Annotated in this window: 16 protein-coding genes; 2 read left to right on the forward strand and 14 right to left on the reverse strand. The window is 63.5% G+C overall.

The features are described from left to right. Positions 1-92: 92 nt before the first annotated feature. Genes ACSVHC_RS11560 through ACSVHC_RS11570 form a run of 3 tightly spaced genes read right to left on the reverse strand, consistent with a single transcriptional unit; the run spans position 93 to position 1,996 of the window. Positions 93-824: a hypothetical protein gene (locus ACSVHC_RS11560; protein WP_437771878.1), complete on the reverse strand. Its 732-nt coding sequence runs from the start codon at positions 822-824 to the stop codon at positions 93-95. A gap of 29 nt (positions 825-853) precedes the next feature. Next, the gene (locus tag ACSVHC_RS11565) at positions 854-1,288 is read right to left on the reverse strand and encodes an SRPBCC family protein (RefSeq protein ID WP_439180942.1); all 435 of its coding nucleotides are present in this window, start codon (positions 1,286-1,288) and stop codon (positions 854-856) included. Positions 1,289-1,342: 54 nt separating this feature from the next. Continuing rightward, positions 1,343-1,996: a hypothetical protein gene (locus tag ACSVHC_RS11570; RefSeq protein WP_437771876.1), complete on the reverse strand. Its 654-nt coding sequence runs from the start codon at positions 1,994-1,996 to the stop codon at positions 1,343-1,345. 316 nt (positions 1,997-2,312) lie between these two features. On the opposite strand from ACSVHC_RS11570, the gene ACSVHC_RS11575 reads away from it, so the two are divergent. After that, positions 2,313-3,365: an iron ABC transporter substrate-binding protein gene (locus ACSVHC_RS11575; RefSeq protein ID WP_437771875.1), complete on the forward strand. Its 1,053-nt coding sequence runs from the start codon at positions 2,313-2,315 to the stop codon at positions 3,363-3,365. 75 nt (positions 3,366-3,440) lie between these two features. On the opposite strand, the gene ACSVHC_RS11580 is transcribed toward ACSVHC_RS11575, so the two are convergent. Beyond that, the gene (locus ACSVHC_RS11580) at positions 3,441-4,214 is read right to left on the reverse strand and encodes an SDR family oxidoreductase (RefSeq protein ID WP_437774101.1); all 774 of its coding nucleotides are present in this window, start codon (positions 4,212-4,214) and stop codon (positions 3,441-3,443) included. Between the two features lie 77 nt (positions 4,215-4,291). Next, entirely contained in the window at positions 4,292-4,966 is a 675-nt protein-coding gene (locus ACSVHC_RS11585) for a response regulator (RefSeq protein WP_437771874.1), read from the reverse strand. A gap of 242 nt (positions 4,967-5,208) precedes the next feature. Here ACSVHC_RS11585 and ACSVHC_RS11590 point away from each other — a divergent pair, with 242 nt between their 5' ends. Next, positions 5,209-5,412: a cold-shock protein gene (locus tag ACSVHC_RS11590; protein ID WP_035743560.1), complete on the forward strand. Its 204-nt coding sequence runs from the start codon at positions 5,209-5,211 to the stop codon at positions 5,410-5,412. Between the two features lie 18 nt (positions 5,413-5,430). Here the strand turns inward: ACSVHC_RS11590 and ACSVHC_RS11595 are convergent, their stop codons facing one another. From ACSVHC_RS11595 to ACSVHC_RS11635, 9 genes are all read right to left on the reverse strand, one after another. Further along, positions 5,431-6,165, reverse strand: a complete 735-nt coding sequence (locus ACSVHC_RS11595) for a maleate cis-trans isomerase family protein (RefSeq protein WP_439180943.1) — start codon at positions 6,163-6,165, stop codon at positions 5,431-5,433. 7 nt (positions 6,166-6,172) lie between these two features. Then, the gene (locus ACSVHC_RS11600) at positions 6,173-7,606 is read right to left on the reverse strand and encodes an amidohydrolase family protein (RefSeq protein WP_437771872.1); all 1,434 of its coding nucleotides are present in this window, start codon (positions 7,604-7,606) and stop codon (positions 6,173-6,175) included. Positions 7,607-7,614: 8 nt separating this feature from the next. Beyond that, on the reverse strand, positions 7,615-8,430 hold the full coding sequence (locus ACSVHC_RS11605; RefSeq protein WP_437771871.1) for an aspartate/glutamate racemase family protein: 816 nt from the start codon (positions 8,428-8,430) through the stop codon (positions 7,615-7,617). Next, entirely contained in the window at positions 8,427-9,110 is a 684-nt protein-coding gene (locus ACSVHC_RS11610) for a GntR family transcriptional regulator (protein WP_437771870.1), read from the reverse strand. Before ACSVHC_RS11610 ends, ACSVHC_RS11605 begins: the two co-directional genes overlap by 4 nt. A gap of 101 nt (positions 9,111-9,211) precedes the next feature. Further along, positions 9,212-10,552, reverse strand: a complete 1,341-nt coding sequence (locus ACSVHC_RS11615; RefSeq protein ID WP_437771869.1) for an MFS transporter — start codon at positions 10,550-10,552, stop codon at positions 9,212-9,214. Between the two features lie 365 nt (positions 10,553-10,917). Further along, on the reverse strand, positions 10,918-11,865 hold the full coding sequence (locus ACSVHC_RS11620; protein WP_437771868.1) for a proline dehydrogenase family protein: 948 nt from the start codon (positions 11,863-11,865) through the stop codon (positions 10,918-10,920). Between the two features lie 74 nt (positions 11,866-11,939). Then, positions 11,940-12,794: an ACT domain-containing protein gene (locus ACSVHC_RS11625; protein WP_437771867.1), complete on the reverse strand. Its 855-nt coding sequence runs from the start codon at positions 12,792-12,794 to the stop codon at positions 11,940-11,942. Positions 12,795-12,916: 122 nt separating this feature from the next. Then, complete coding sequence (mscL, locus tag ACSVHC_RS11630; RefSeq protein WP_236813712.1) at positions 12,917-13,348, reverse strand: large conductance mechanosensitive channel protein MscL; 432 nt, start codon at positions 13,346-13,348, stop codon at positions 12,917-12,919. Between the two features lie 98 nt (positions 13,349-13,446). Then, the gene (locus ACSVHC_RS11635; protein ID WP_437771866.1) at positions 13,447-14,742 is read right to left on the reverse strand and encodes a D-arabinono-1,4-lactone oxidase; all 1,296 of its coding nucleotides are present in this window, start codon (positions 14,740-14,742) and stop codon (positions 13,447-13,449) included. Between the last annotated feature and the right edge of the window lie 17 nt (positions 14,743-14,759).

Raw genomic sequence — 14,759 nt, forward strand, 5'->3', positions numbered from 1 at the left:
GGTCGATCGACGTGGTCGCCGTCGAGCCCTAGCGCTTAACCCGAGAGCGGCGGCCGCGAACTTGCTTCGCAGCCGCCGCTTCTAGTTGAGCGTTAGCCGTTCTTGGTGGCGGCGAACATGCGGCGAAGTGTGAAGAAGCAACCCAAGGCGCCGAAGAGCAGCGCCATGAAGAAGTCGCCCATGTACCCCTTCACGAAGTTCGGGTTGTTCGCGAGGTTGTAGTTCATCAGGTCCCACGGCTCGGAACTGGTGATCAAAGTGAGGGGTTGGCTATTGATGTATTTGGCAGCGTCCAGCCAGACTCCCGCTACGAAAGACAAAATCGCGGTGGCAGCTGTTATTGCTGCTATCACCCACACGCCTTTTCTGCTCAGCCCGCCAGCTCCCATCACGTAGAAACGGGCCGCCATCGCGGCGGCGGCGAAGGTGACGAGCGAGGACATCCAGCCAAAATTCCAGATGACAAGCCACAGAACGACGCCGATCGGGAGGGCCGGGAGTGCGAACAGGGCGCCTCGGCCCACGTTTTCGCTGCTTCGGATCGGGGGAGCGGGCGGCCATGCTGGTGCCTGAGATTGGTTGGATTCCGGATGCCAAGAGGGAATCTGTGGGCCGGAGGATTCCGGGGCGCTCATCCCGAACTCAGGCCGGGGACGCTGCGATGCGCGATATTCGTTGCTGCCGGGCTGCGTGTTTTCCGGCAGGTTGGTGCTTTCGGTCATTTTCCCCCAATGTGGACCGCTGCGATCGTATGGGTCATCCTTGCACGCAACGGCGGATTTTTGCCAGCTTGCGAATCGAACAACTGAGTCGGCGACCCGCATCCGCGGGGGAGAGCCTGGGGCCGCCGTTTCTAGCCGGCTTCGAGGATCTTCTTGAGGTTTTCCAGGTCCTTGCGCATGGCCGCCCGCATCATTGGCGCCACGACGATGCCCGCAAGCGCGGAGAACCCGGAGGGTTCACCTGTGTTGCGGAGGGTCATGCGTGTCGCACCATTCTCATCGGACCAGGTGTAAGTGGTCCGCATCGGGAAAGGACCTTGGCTGGTGCGCATGGTGAGTTTCTCGCCGGGGACGAGCTCGGTGAATTCGTAGACATAGTCCAGATTTCGGCCCAGGAACCGTGCGGTGAAGGCAACCCGGGATCCGACCACGAGGGGCTTCGGCGTCTGCCACTGCGCAGATCGTATGTTCACATACCAGACCGGCGCGTTGTCGGGGTTGGAAGCATAACTTGCTACGATCTCGCGGGACCGCTGGATCAGTATTTCGGTCTGGACGTTCACCATGTTCCCAACTATCGCAGAACGCGCCTACCGGGCGGTAACCCACATTGAATAAGTTCAGGGCAGATTGTCAGTTTCGCGGGGATGCTGATCCGCCTCCCCGGCACGCGGTTCCATCTCCACGTAGTAGATCGCCCCTGCACCAGGGGCGTGGAGGCGGTGTGTTGCATGACGGGTTGGCCGGTAGTCGTGTCCGAAGGGATCGCGCACAGTGACCCGTTCAAGGTGATCGAGCCGCGCGATGAGGCCATCGACGTCCCTGAGCGTCGCGGGATGGGTCTCTTCTCCCGCTACATCCACTACCCAGGGCGAACTGGGGGCGCTGCTGGTGAGTTCCAGGCTCAGGGTTTCAAATATTCCAGCCAGAAGGGCATCGAGCGTTGTGGGGTAGAGACGGAGCAATCGATGCGCTTTCGGTTCGCGGCGCCGATCGTTGATCCAGGTCTGGCGAAGCCACGTGAATTCGACCCTGCCGAACGAGGATCCCAAGGTCAGCTTCCGGCCCCCCTCCAAGGTCAAGTGGAAGTTGTTGCCCTCCCGGTCCAGGATGCTGGCTGCTTCGTCAACGTACTCAAGGTCTTCGAGCATGGCTGTTTTGGTCGGATAGTACGTGAAATCACCGAGTTCATCGACAACGACGTAGTCTTCCGGAACGGCGCCGGCAAGCTCGGAATCGTGTGACGTTCCTTGGTTGAGGGGAGTGCGTTTCATGGTGGATTCAGCTCCTACGGAGGTCAGCCCAAAGCCCGAATTGACTATCTTCATCAGACCACCAAACCAAGCGGCCGTCGTCGGTCCTTAATGGTTTCCTTACGCGGACAGGAGCAGATTTAGCGTCCGCGTTGCCATTTGTAACAGTCGGCCTCAGCGTGCCCAGAATTACGCAACAATGGCATGTTGTTATTACAGTAAGGATTGCCTTGCCTATCTCGCTACCGTTCCCCGACTCCTCGGGCTGCTCGGCGTGAAGGGCAGTGGTACCCCCCCAACCGTTCCGGTCCCAGCCGGAATCCTTGAAAGGCCCCCCATGAAATTCGGCATCAAACCCGCTGCGGCCCTTGCCGCCACCACGGCCACGCTGCTGGCACTTTCGGCGTGCAGCGGCTCACCAAGCGGTACCGCAAGCGGTGGTTCCACGGCCGGCGCGTCCGGCGACGGCATCGTCGTATACAACGCGCAGCATGAAAACCTCACCGGCGCATGGGTGGCCGCCTTCACCAAGGAGACGGGAATCAAGGTTACGCTCCGTAATGGTGACGACCTTGAAATGAGCAACCAGCTCAGCGAGGAAGGCAAGAACTCCCCGGCGGACGTCTTCCTTACCGAAAACTCCCCGGCCATGGTCCGCATCGCGAGTGCCGGATTGCTCGCCCCCGTGGACCAGGCAACCCTCAGCCAAGTCCCCGCGCAGTACCGGCCCTCCACCGGCGACTGGACGGGCATCGCGGCCCGCTCCACCGTGCTGGCCTACAACAAGACCAAGCTCACTGCAGACCAGCTTCCCAAGTCCTTGATGGACCTCGCGGCCCCGTCATGGAAGGGGCGCATCGGTGCGTCCACGGGCGGAGCTGATTTCCAAGCCATCGTCAGCGCGATGCTTGCGCTCAAGGGTGAAGACGCCACCCAGAAATGGCTGGAGGCAGCCAAAACCAACTTCAAGTCCTACAAGGACGACACCCCCGTGCTCGCAGCCGTGAACGCCGGAGAGGTCGACGCGGGAGTCCTGTACCACTACTACTCCTTCGTCGATCAGGCCCAGACCGGAGAAAACAGCAAGAACGTTGACCTCCACTACTTCAAGAACCAGGACCCGGGTGCGTTCGTCAGCGTCTCCGGCGGCGCTGTTCTGGCCTCGAGCAAGAAGCAGGCCCAGGCCCAGCAGTTCCTGAAATTCATCACGGGCAAAGCCGGTCAGCAGGTCCTCCAGAACGGTGACTCCTTTGAATACACCGTTGGCTCCGACGTCCCGGCGAACTCCAAGCTTGTGCCCCTCAAGGATCTTCAGGCACCTTCGGTGGACCCCGCCAAGCTCAACAGCGAGAAGGTCACCGAGCTGATGACCAAGGTCGGGCTTCTCTAGGCCCCAGGGCCGCCTTGCTGCTGCGGACCGCCACCCCTGTCCTGCAATGGGGCGGGGGCGGCGGTCCGTCAGTGCTCAGCCGACCTTGAAGCCCCCGTTGCTATAAAGAATCTGGCCATTCACCCACGAGCCCTGCTCGGAAAACAGGAATCTCACCAGGTCCGTCGTGTCCTCGGCCGTGCCGAGTCGACCCGCCGGAGTCGCGTCAATGCCCGAACGCCGCGTAGCGTCGTCCATCCACCCGGTGTCGATCGGGCCCGGGTTCACCACGTTCGCACGCACACCCCGGCCTGCCAGCTCGACGGCGGCTGCGGTGACGATCCGGTCGAGGGCTCCTTTGCTCGCACCGTACGGCAGATTGTGAACAGTGTGATCGCTCGTCAAGGCGACAATCCGGCCCCCGACGACGCCCGGAACGACGGATTCCCGTAGTTGCTCGGCGAAGGCCTTGATGAGGAGCCACGTCGCCCGGGCGTTGACAGCGAAGTGGCGATCCCAACTCTCAAAGTCGGTCGTCAGGATCGAACTGTCGACTGATTCGCAGTGCGACATGACCAATCCGGTCACCGGCCCAAGGGTTCCCGCAGCCCTGATGAGCTCAGCCGGCACCGCTGGATCGCCCAAGTCGCCCGGGACGAGTTCGACGGCGGCTCCCAACGCGCGGCATTCGCTCGCGATGGACTCCGGGTCGTCGGCATTGCGCTCCAATCCGACGCGATCGTCGTACGGCCGCCAATAGTTGAGGGCGAGGTCCCAGCCGTCGCGCGCCAGGCCGACTGCGAGGCTCGCCCCGATTGAGCGCCGCCGGCCGACCCCTGTCACAACCGCGACTTTCGAATGGCTCTGCATAGTCATGGTTCGATTCTAGGAAGCGTATCGGCGGCGACGCCCCGTTCCCCGGTGGGTCGCCGCGCGGCACAGCCCCCTCACCGATCGGGGAGCAGCCAGCCGTCGGCGATCAGCAGTTCCCGGAGCGCGGGCCGGCTGAGTGATTCCGGTCCGCTATGGGCTTTGCGGCGGACTGACACGAGGAGCTTCTTGACGCCGTCGGCACTGATGCCCAGGCTCGCACCGACATCCGCCATTGTCCCGCCTGAGCCGCCAAGATACAGCGTGACGGCTTCGTGTTCGCGCGGGGTGAGGCGGATCCGCGGCCCGGGGACGTCAAAGACGCCGGCTAGCTCGGGCAGGATGAACTTCTCGCCGCGCGCGGCGGCGAGAACGGCCGTGGTGAGCACTTCGGCCCCCGCCGTCTTGGGTATGTAGGCCAGTGCGCCGGCGTCGAACGCTTGGCGGATCACCAGGGGCGTCGCGAGGGAACTGCAGACCACCACTTGTGACCCTGTTGAGAGAATGGCGTGGATCTTGGAGCGCAGCGGGATCCGGTCACCAAGGATGATGTCCAACAGGACAACGTCCGACAACTGTCCCAGCGAGGCGGCGAGCTCAGCCCAGGAGCTGAACCTGCCCACTACCTTCACGGTTGCTGCGTTGGCTTCAAGCCAGGAAGCAAGACTCTCCCGGAGCAGTGCGTGGTCTTCGAGGATGTCCACGTGGATCTTTGGCGCTGCCGCTTCGAACCGGCGCCGGAACAACCCCACCTGGTGTTCTCCTTTATGGCCGACGACGCTAATCGTCAACCACTCTGCCGTCCCAGTTTCAAGATCCCGCACTGCAGAGGAGCAAGAAATCCTCAAGATTCTGGCACTAGGGAACACCGAGACCTCCGGAGATCCTTGCGCCCCGGAACCCCGCACCGTAGGTTTGAGGAAGCGGACGTATGCGTCCGGGGGCATCGGGGTTGAAGCCGGTGGTCAGTCAGATTCAGAGAAGGAACATGGCCGTGGCAACAGGTATTGTCAAGTGGTTCAACGCCGAAAAGGGTTTCGGCTTCATTGCCCCCGACGACGGTTCGGCGGACGTTTTTGCCCACTACTCAGCGATCGCCTCGAGTGGGTACCGATCACTGGACGAGAATCAGCGGGTCCAGTTCGACGTCGTACAGGGCCCGAAAGGTCCCCAGGCAGAGAACATCCAACCTCTTTAAGAGGGGACCACAGACGAATCAGGCTAGTTCTGCAAGCAGCCGGCCCCACTTGGGCGCCAACAACGGCGCCCCGGCGAGCTTGAGGCAATGCCACAGCGTCACGGCTACGGAATCGAGGACCGGTACTCCGGTGGTTTCCTCCACTTCCGCGGTGATGTTGGCGCCGTAAAGGTTCGTGCACAAGTAAATGAGCGCGTCCGGGTTCGAAGCAGCAAGTTCCAAGGACCCGGGCATCATTTCCGCGTCCGTGACCCGGGCGAAGGATTCATTGTTGCTGAGGTCCAGGTGGCGGTGGTCCACCGTCTTGATTCCTTCGCGCGCATATGACTCAACGACGGCTTGGTTCACATCCCCGGTATAAGGCGTGAACATGCCGATCTTTTCCGTGCCGAACGTCTTGAAGGCTTCCAGGTAGGCCAACGTTGAGGTCGTTGCCGAAATCCCGGTGGCCTCCGTGATTTCCCGGACCAGGGCTTCGTCATGGGCTGCACCGAGCCAGGAACCCGAAGTTCCGTTCCACGCGATGACGTCCACGTCCGCCGTCGCGAGCAATGCGGCGGCCTCCCTCATGACGGTCGCATCAAACTGTTTGTCCGAGGAATCATCCAGCGCAATCCGGGTGACCGGAATCCGCGTGAAGTGGATGGTCACGTCCTGGCGGTTACCCAGGATCCGGTAGCTCTGCGGCTCCAGGCACGTGTTGGACGACGGCACGATCATGCCGATGCGGGTGGGGCGGTGTGTGGAAGGCATGGTTCTCCTAAGCAGAAACGTTGTCGGGAACAGACGGCGATATTCGGACGGAAAGAGCGTCGCGATGGGCGGCGAACCCGTTGCGGGCAACGAAACGGCCAACCGGGCCGGGATCGTGGAAACCGCCGTCGTCGACCACCACGCGTCCGGCGGAGACGACGACGGCGGGCCAGCCGCTCAGCGTCTTCCCTTCGAAAGGCGAGAAGTCGGTTCCCATGTGGAGGGCGCCGCCGTCGACCTCGCGTTCTTCGGCGGGATCGAAGATGACCAGATCGGCGTCGAACCCTGCTGCGATAGTGCCCTTGCCGGGCACGGCATTGATCCGCGCCGGGCCGGCCGAGAAGACCTCGACGAAGTCCTCCACGGTGCTGTCGGGCGCCATCGCGGTGAAGGTGACGGGCATGCGGGTTTCGACGCCGGGCAGCCCGTGCGGCATGAAGCGGACGTCGTCGGTGCGCTCGCGCTTTTGCGAGAGGTCGTAGCAGGAGTGGTCCGAGGACACGGTGTGGATGGCTCCGGCCGCGAGGCGTTCCTTCAGCCCGGCCACGGTTTCAGCGCTGCGCATGGGCGGGCAGCACGCATACCATTCCGGGAAATTGCTGCCGTAGACAGTGTCATCCAGCGTCAAGTAGTGCGGGCAGGTCTCGGAGTAGGCTTGCAGGCCGCGCCCGCGGGCCTCGGTGACGAGATCCACGGCGCCGGGGGTCGACTGGTGCACAAAGTAGACTGGCGCTCCGGTGTACTCGGACATGGCGAGGGTCTCTTTGACGGAAATTTCCTCGGCGAGCTCGGGCCGCGTGGAATGCAGATGCTCGATGCCGATCCGGCCGTCCGCGGCGTGCTGTTCGGTGCAGTCGGCGATGATGGGATCGTGCTCGGCATGGATGTACGTGAGTCCGTCCAGACGCACCATTTCACGCATGACCTTCAGGATGGTGTCGCCGTCGGCCATGGTGGAGCCGCGGTTGGTGGTGTACATCTTGACCGAACGGACGCCCTCGGCGGCGAGCTGTTCCAGCTGCCAGGGCACGGTCTCATCCCATGCGACCACGGAGCCGTGCAGTGCGACATCGCAGCGGGACTCGGCGGCCAAGCGCTTCTTGTTCAGGACGGCGTCCAGCGGGGATTCCTGGCCATCACGTGGAATACCAAAATCGATGATGGTTGTGGTGCCACCCCACAAGGCGGCGGTGGAGGTAGTGCGGTAGTCGTCAAGGGTGCGGAAGCGTCCGGTCACTTGGGCGACATGGCAATGACCGTCCACGCCGCCAGGGATGACTAACTTGCCGGACGCGTCGATGGTGCGGGAGGCGGCAGGGACCGGTTCTGCGGCGTCGATGAGCTGGGTGATACGGCCGTCATTGACCACGACGTGCGAAGCCTGCCGCCCGACGCTGTTGACGACGGTGCCGTGGGCGATGACGAGGTCGGGAATATTCACGATTGTCCCTACTTTCCGGCTGGAACGGGGGCGCGGCCGGCAACTGAGGCCCTGGCGGCGGACTGGATGGTGGTCAGGGCGGCGTCGAGGTTTTCGGACAAACCCCGGCGGTGCTTGACGGGCGGCGGCGCAAAAGCGCCTTGGCGGTGGAAACCGGACTGCAGCGCCACAACCGCTTCGGTCATCCGGATTCCGGCGGAGATTCCGTCCACTAAAGGCACGGGGATCTGTCCTTCAAGCTCGCGCGCGAGTCCGGCAAGCGGGGCACCTGCGAGGATGACGACGTCGGCGCCGTCTTCCGCGACGGCTTGCCGGCTCAGTGCCAGGAGGGTTTCCTTGAAATCCTGTTGCACTGTGCCGATGCCGTTGAGGCTCTGGTTGATGGAACGGATCGAGGCAAGCCGGCTGCCGAGTCCGAAATGATCCACGCAGTCCCGGTACCAAGCGGTGATGCGGTCCGAAATGGCGATGATGGAGAAGCGTTGGCCCTGCAGGGCCGCGGCGCAGAGGGCGGCCTCCGTGATGCCGATGACCGGGACGTCGGTGAGTTCCTTGAGCGCAGGCATTCCAGGGTCGCCGAATGCGGCCACGACGACGCCGTCAATGCGGTCCGCTTCCGGATCGCCGCCGGAGTGCTCGGCGATGATTTCGGCGACTGCGCCGGCTGCGATGAGGGCTTCAAAGCGGGTCTCGATGTATTCGACACCGTGTCCGGCGGTCCGGACGATCAGCTCGGTGTCAGCCCCCGCCGAGCGGCGGGCTTCGGCGTCGATCAGCGCGGTGACATCCGCGCTGATGTTGGGATTGATGACTAGCAATTTCATGGTCGTTTGCCTTGCAACTTGAGTTCGGTGGCGGGCTCGTTCTGGGGGAACTGCTCGCGGTACTTTCCAATGTGCGACGCCGATTGGGTTGCGGCGCGCTCGGGATCGCCGCTCGCGATGGCGGCGTAGAGATCGCGGTGTTCCTGGATCAGTTCCGGCAGGTCGTCCACGTGGCGGAAGAGCCAGTGCATGCGGCCTTGGAGCGGTTCCAGCGCGGTGCGGAGAAAATCGTTGTTGGCGATGGCCGTGATGGCATCGTGGAATTCGCTGTTGGCGCGGTGTGCCTCGAGGATTGAGCCTTTCGCGAGGAAACGCTCGGCTTCATCGAGGAGCCTCGCCAGGTGTTCGAGGTCCTTGTCCGTGGCGCGGGCCGCGGCCAGGCGGCAGGCGAGGACTTCGAGCGACTGGCGGACGTCGAAGAGGTCCTCGACGTCTTTGGGGCTCAACCCTGCCACTTCGGAACCGCGGGAGGCCCGGTCCTGGATGAGGCCTTCCTGCCGCAGCATGCGGAGGGCTTCGCGGATGGGGAGTCGCGACACGTTGAATTCGGCGGCGAGGTCCCGCTCCACCAGCCGGGTGCCGGGCGCGTAATGGCCCTCGAAGATTCGCGAACGGATGGCGTCCCGCACGGATTCCCGGAGGGGGCGGTCCGTGGTGGGGGTTTCATCTGCAATCAGCATCTTTGCTCCATTCGTGTTCTCTTGGATCATTGCGCCCGGCAACCCGGAGGCGTACGGCCGAGCGGCGGTTCAGGACCGCCCGGCCGGCCCGGTCAGGCGAGTTAGACCGGAAGCCGTTTGTTGTAGTTCAGGGTCAGCACGGAGACGCCCATGATCACGGCGGATCCTACAAAGTACAGCAACGCCCAGGTGTAGGAGCCCGTGGCCCCGACAATCAGGCCTACCACAATCGGGGTGACGAAGCCTGCGATGTTGCCGCTGAAGTTCATCGCACCGCCCAGGACGCCGGCGTTGGTGCGGCCGCCCAGGATTGAGGGGATGCTCCAGAACAGACCCACCCAGCGGAGGAAGAACAGGACCACTGAAAGGAGCACGACGGCGGTGATCGGGTCTGAGACGACCGTCACGCCAACCAGGCCGCCGACTACCACGACGCTGGAGACGCCCAGCAGGGTGCGCATGACCAGGTTGGCCGAGGCGCCGGCTGCGCGCCACTTGTCAGCAATGGTGCCGCCGAGGATCTCACCGACGAAGCCTGCGCCGAAGATCACGAAAGTGGACCAGCCGATCGTGTTCAGGTTGAAATGCTTGGCCTGGGCCAGGTAGAGCGGGCCCCATGTCAGGAGGCCGTAGAACACGCCGTTGAATCCGAGCCAGCCAAAGCACATGGCCCAGAAAGAGCGGAACTTCAGGTAGGGGAGCAGGGCGCGCTTGCCCTTGACGCCGTCCTTCTCGGCCTCGGCGTCTTCTTCGGCGTGGGAGGACTCGATGTATTCGGCCTCGGCGGCGTTGACGGCTTTGTGGTTGCGGGGATTGTCCCGGACGTACCACCAGACAGCCAGGCCCATGAGGACCGTGGCTGCGCCGGCGATGATGAACGAGTAGCGCCAGCTGCCGGTGGAGGCGATGAGCCAGGTGATGAGGATACCGCCCAGGCCGGCGCCGAGCGGGGCGCCTGCGTCAAGGATCGTGGCGCCGCGGCCGCGCTCCTTCTTGTGCATCCAGATGGCGTTGAGCTTGCCGCCGGCCGGCATGACGCCTGCTTCGGCGACGCCGATACCCAGGCGCGCTATGAACATGCTGAGGAAGCCGCCGGCCAGGCCGGATGCTGCCGTTGCGGCACCCCAGCCGATGCACGACGCCGTGACGACCTTGCGGGGGCCGAACTTGTCGATGAGCAGGCCGACGGGGATCTGCATGAGGGCATAGGTCCAGAAGAATGCGGAAAGCAGGAGCCCAACGAGCTCCGGTGCGAGGTTGAATTCCTTTTGGATGATGGGCAATGCCACGGAGATGGAGCCGCGGTCGATGTAGTTGACGGCTACCAGGATCAGCAGCAGGACGAAGAGCCTCCAACGGACACTCGTGCGTCGCTGCACGCCGTCCTTGCCGGCTTTTTCTTCGCCTTCCGAGGCTATTGCTTCAGTGTTTTGGAGAGACACAGTTTCTCCTTCAGGGGGAGTTTGAGGAGCGGGGAAAGTCTTGAATTGTTGTGCTGGGTGCGGGTTGCCGCGGCAGCTGGACTCGCGCCGGCGGCAGCAGTTGCGGCCCGGTCCTCTTTCTGGGAGGAGGGACGCTGCCGGTTCGTTGAGTCCGTTTTGGGATCCCGCTTTGGGATCCCAAAATCAAAAGTAGATGTGACCCGGCGCACTGTCAAGAGATTTGGTATACAAAGCGAAGAAACAGGATGTGACCGAAGATGCTCCGGCCCCAACCGGAGCGGTAGCGTGCGCGGAGATGCCGCGGATGAGATACCGGGGACCTCAACGTGGACCTGCTTGCCGGGTTAGGACAGACCCGGGAGGGCCTAGCTCGGGTTGAGGTCGGCGAGGGCCGTCAGCGCCCGTTCGGGATGTTCCGCGATGCGGTTGAGGACGTACAACCACCACTCGCCACCGAAGATGACGTACTCGCGCGTCCGGTAGCCGTCCCGGTGGAGCCGGTCGAGAAGATCGGTCCCCAGGCCGAGGAGCATCTCGAATTCGATCGCGCCGGTCTTCAATGCCTCGCCGTGCGTGGCGATGAGCGTGTTGACGAGCTCGTCGTCGTGGGTCGCGAGGGAAAGCGGGTGGCCGGAGAGGATGAGCCGGCTCGCCAGGTCGAGGTAGGCGGCAGTCAGTTCGGCGCTGTTGCGGGGGTAGGCGACGGACTCGGGTTCAAGGAACGCGCCTTTGACCAGCCGAACGGTACCCGGGTGGCGAAGGACCCGCCCGAGGTCTCCGGGGGTGCGGTGCAGGCGGGCTTGGAGTGTGATTCCGACGCGGGGGATCTCGACCGCGAGTTCGTCGTACAGGTCCAGGACCAGATCGGTCCGATCCGAGCCTTCGGCTGAGATCATCAGTCCCGTTCCGAACGGTTCCGTTATCGCGGCGAGGTGGCGTACATGGTCGAGCGCAAGCTCAGGGTCCACGAGGGCACCGAGGTGGGAAAGGTCGAAAGAAATCGTGCTCGGCAGGCCGGTCTTTCCGAGGGCAGCGCCCAGCTCGAGGAACACTCCGGCTTCCGAGCGTGCGAGGTCGGCGTTGCGTACGCTCTCGCCCGCGTATTCGATACTCGCGGCATGCCCGCGGGCCACCGCGGCTGCCGCTACCTCGATCGCGTCGGCCGCAGTGTCCCCGGCCGAGTATCGCCTTGCCACGCGCGCAGCCATTGTCGCCAAGGCCGGTGTGGACATGACTCGTTGCTTCAGGTCTTCATCCAATGCCCATGCCCGGAGGGTATCGGCGGCGCGCTGGAGATCAATCTTGGTAGTCACCCGACAAACTGTACCGGCGGAGTTTGTGGTCGCCGGCGTCGGGTTCACCATGTGAAATCTCGGCGCCGGGCTGTTCAGGGGCGGCTGCCCCTGCGGGTGTGCGCCAGGATTTCCGCGAGCTCGGCCAGCCGATGTGCACGTGCTGATTCCGCCGGCGTGAACGGTTCGCCCGGTCGGGAGAACACGAGCGGGCCGTGCCAGGCGGTGGGGATCTTGAGGAGTGTCGTGGAGGGCCCGACGGCGGCGCCCGCTTCGACGGCCTGACCTTCGGGTTCCGGGGTGACGATTTTCGCCGAAAGGAGTTCCGCAACCGCCAGCTGTAGTTCTTGCGGGTTGTCGGCGATCCGGGCAGCCAGGCTCAAGGCCTTGGTCTGGCCGTCCGCCATGGCGAGTGCAGTGGTAGGCCACACGTGCGAATCCCGGCCGCCGCCGTCGTCGAGCGCTGTCAGTAGCTCTTGCTCGCCGAGGTGGCCCGGAGCGGAAAGTACGAATTCGTCCATGACGGCTCCATCCATGGGGTGGACATGGATGCTGAGGATATTGATGTCGGTCCGGGCCAGCGATTGGGTGATGCGTTGGAGGGAACCCGGCTGGTCGCGGAGCACTGTTCTCGCCCGCCAAAGAGCCGGGGCCAAATGGAGCTTCCGGCGGTTGCGGAGGGCAGGCGCGTGGATCCAGCGCCGTAGAATCCTGGCCGCGGAGGGTTCGGCGACCCAAATGACCAGGACCGTTGCGGTGACGGTGAGGAGGAGTACCTTGGCCAGGTATGGCAGTTGCGTTTCAACCACGATGGCGTGGACAAGAAGTTCGATAGGGAGCATCACGGCGATTTGGGCCACGGTGACCCGGGCCTTCGGAGCCTCAGGCATCTGGCCGCACACTTCGCAGGAGAGCTCGGCTGTAGCGGAAGTCCTCTTGTTCGGCTTCATGGCACTATCGTGCCCGAGCCCTGTTTCAGGCGGATTGCGCCTGCGTCACGATCTTGGGCAGCCCTGGTGGGGGCCAGTTCGGCGCCGACCGGACGCGCCGAACTGGCCGTAGTGCCCGAAACCTAGCGGGCGTTCTCGTTGCTCTTGTTGGCGGCGGCGAGATCGGTCAGGAGGTCGCGGATTTCAACAAGCAGGGCGGTGTCAGCCGGCAGCGGCTCGTCCTCGGGCTCTTCGATGGAGGCACGGCGCTTGGTCAGTTCGTTGATCTTGTTCATGGGCGCAACGAAAATGAAGTACACCACGGCGGCCGTGATCAGAAAGGTCACGAACGCGGTGATGACGGCACCGAAATTGACGAAGGTCTTCGCGTTGTCGGGCCAAATGGAGAAGCCCAGTCCCTGCGCGTTGACTCCGCCGGCGGCGGCGATAACCGGATTGATGATGTTGGTGGTGAATGCTGCGACCAGGGCTGTGAACGCGGTGCCGATGACGACGGCGATGGACAGCTCGATAATGTTGCCGCGAAGAACGAAGTCCTTGAAACCTTTGAGCATGAAATATCCTCCGAGTGGGTACGAGTGTCTGGCTCAAGCAGGGATCAAACTATCACTCCAGTGTTTCGAAGGGGTGTATCGGAGGTAGCTTCGCTCGGTCAGCCCAGAAGGGCGCGGGTGTGGTCGTTGAGGAATATTCCGCGCGGATCGAACTCCCGCCGTACTTGGATAAAGGTGTCCAACTCCGGGTAGAGGCGTTCCAAACGGCTCCTGGTCATGAAATGGATCTTTCCCCAGTGCGCGCGTGGCTCGAATTCCTGCAGCACCGCATCGGCATCGCGGAAGAACTGCCAGTAGTCGGTCCCGGGTTCGGTAGTCAGGGTGATGACGGTGGTGTCGCGTCCCTGGAACTGGGACATGTAGCCCTCATCGGCCTTCACCCAGCGAACCTCCACGGGGTATTTCTGCTCAGGGTGCTTGGTTCGGATCAGGTCCTGGACGGCCTCGACGGCGGCCAGTCCAACTTCACTCGGCACAAAGTACTCGAGTTCATGGAAAGGCGTGGTGAATCCGCCCGGGTAAATACGGTACGAACGGTCCAGCCGGGCACCTTCCGTACCCGAAATTTCGCGCTCGTCCCGGACCTGCGCGATGTTGTACCGCTTGGTGTAGCTGCGGTTTGCCATGCTCAGGCCTGGCGCGCCCGGGAGGTCCAGGAGCTCGCACGAGCCTTCTTCCGGGCACCAGAGGAACGAGTAATGCCTGTTCGCGTCGATGTCGGACTGCCACGTTGCGGTGGTCTCGGCCCAAGTGGGGTACGTGATTTGTTCTTGCAGGTAGTAGCGGTCCTCAACCGCCAACTCCACCTCGAGGAAAATCCCAAGCGTACCTAAAGCCACCTGTGCCGCTCTGAGTTCGCGGAGCTGCCCTTCGCCGATTTCGACGATCTCGCCGTAACCATTGATCAGCTTCACCCAGCGGAGGCTTGACGAGAAGCTCCCCAGATCCTTACCGGAGCCGTGGGTGCTGGTTGAGAGCGCCCCCGCAATCTGCTGTTTGTCGATGTCGCCTTGGTTGGCCAGCGCGAGGCCTTGCTCCCACAACGGATCGCCGAAGGCATTGATCGTGGTGCCGGCAAGGGCTCTGGCACGCCGCCGGACGGGGTCGGTTCCGGTGATCCCGGATAGTCCGGACATGTCCATCAGGACGCCCCCCGTCTGGACCAGCGGCGAGGACGAATGCCCTGAGCCGACCGCCCGCACGGGCAAGCCTTCGCGGATCGCGAAACGAACGGCGTCGAGCGCTTCTTGTTCAGTCCGAGGCCGGACGGTGAAGGCCGGCGTGGCGCTCTGGTTCCCGCCCCAATTGGTCCAGGTGACGTCTGTTCCGAAAGGGCCCGGCGGGGTTGCCGCGCGCGGCGAGACTGATGTGTGGGGAAGGTTCGCGGTGGTCATTGCTAAGCTCCGTTGCT

Origin of the sequence: Arthrobacter sp. KNU-44, from assembly GCF_051843155.1 — a bacterium.
Classification (GTDB): Bacteria; Actinomycetota; Actinomycetes; order Actinomycetales; family Micrococcaceae; genus Arthrobacter.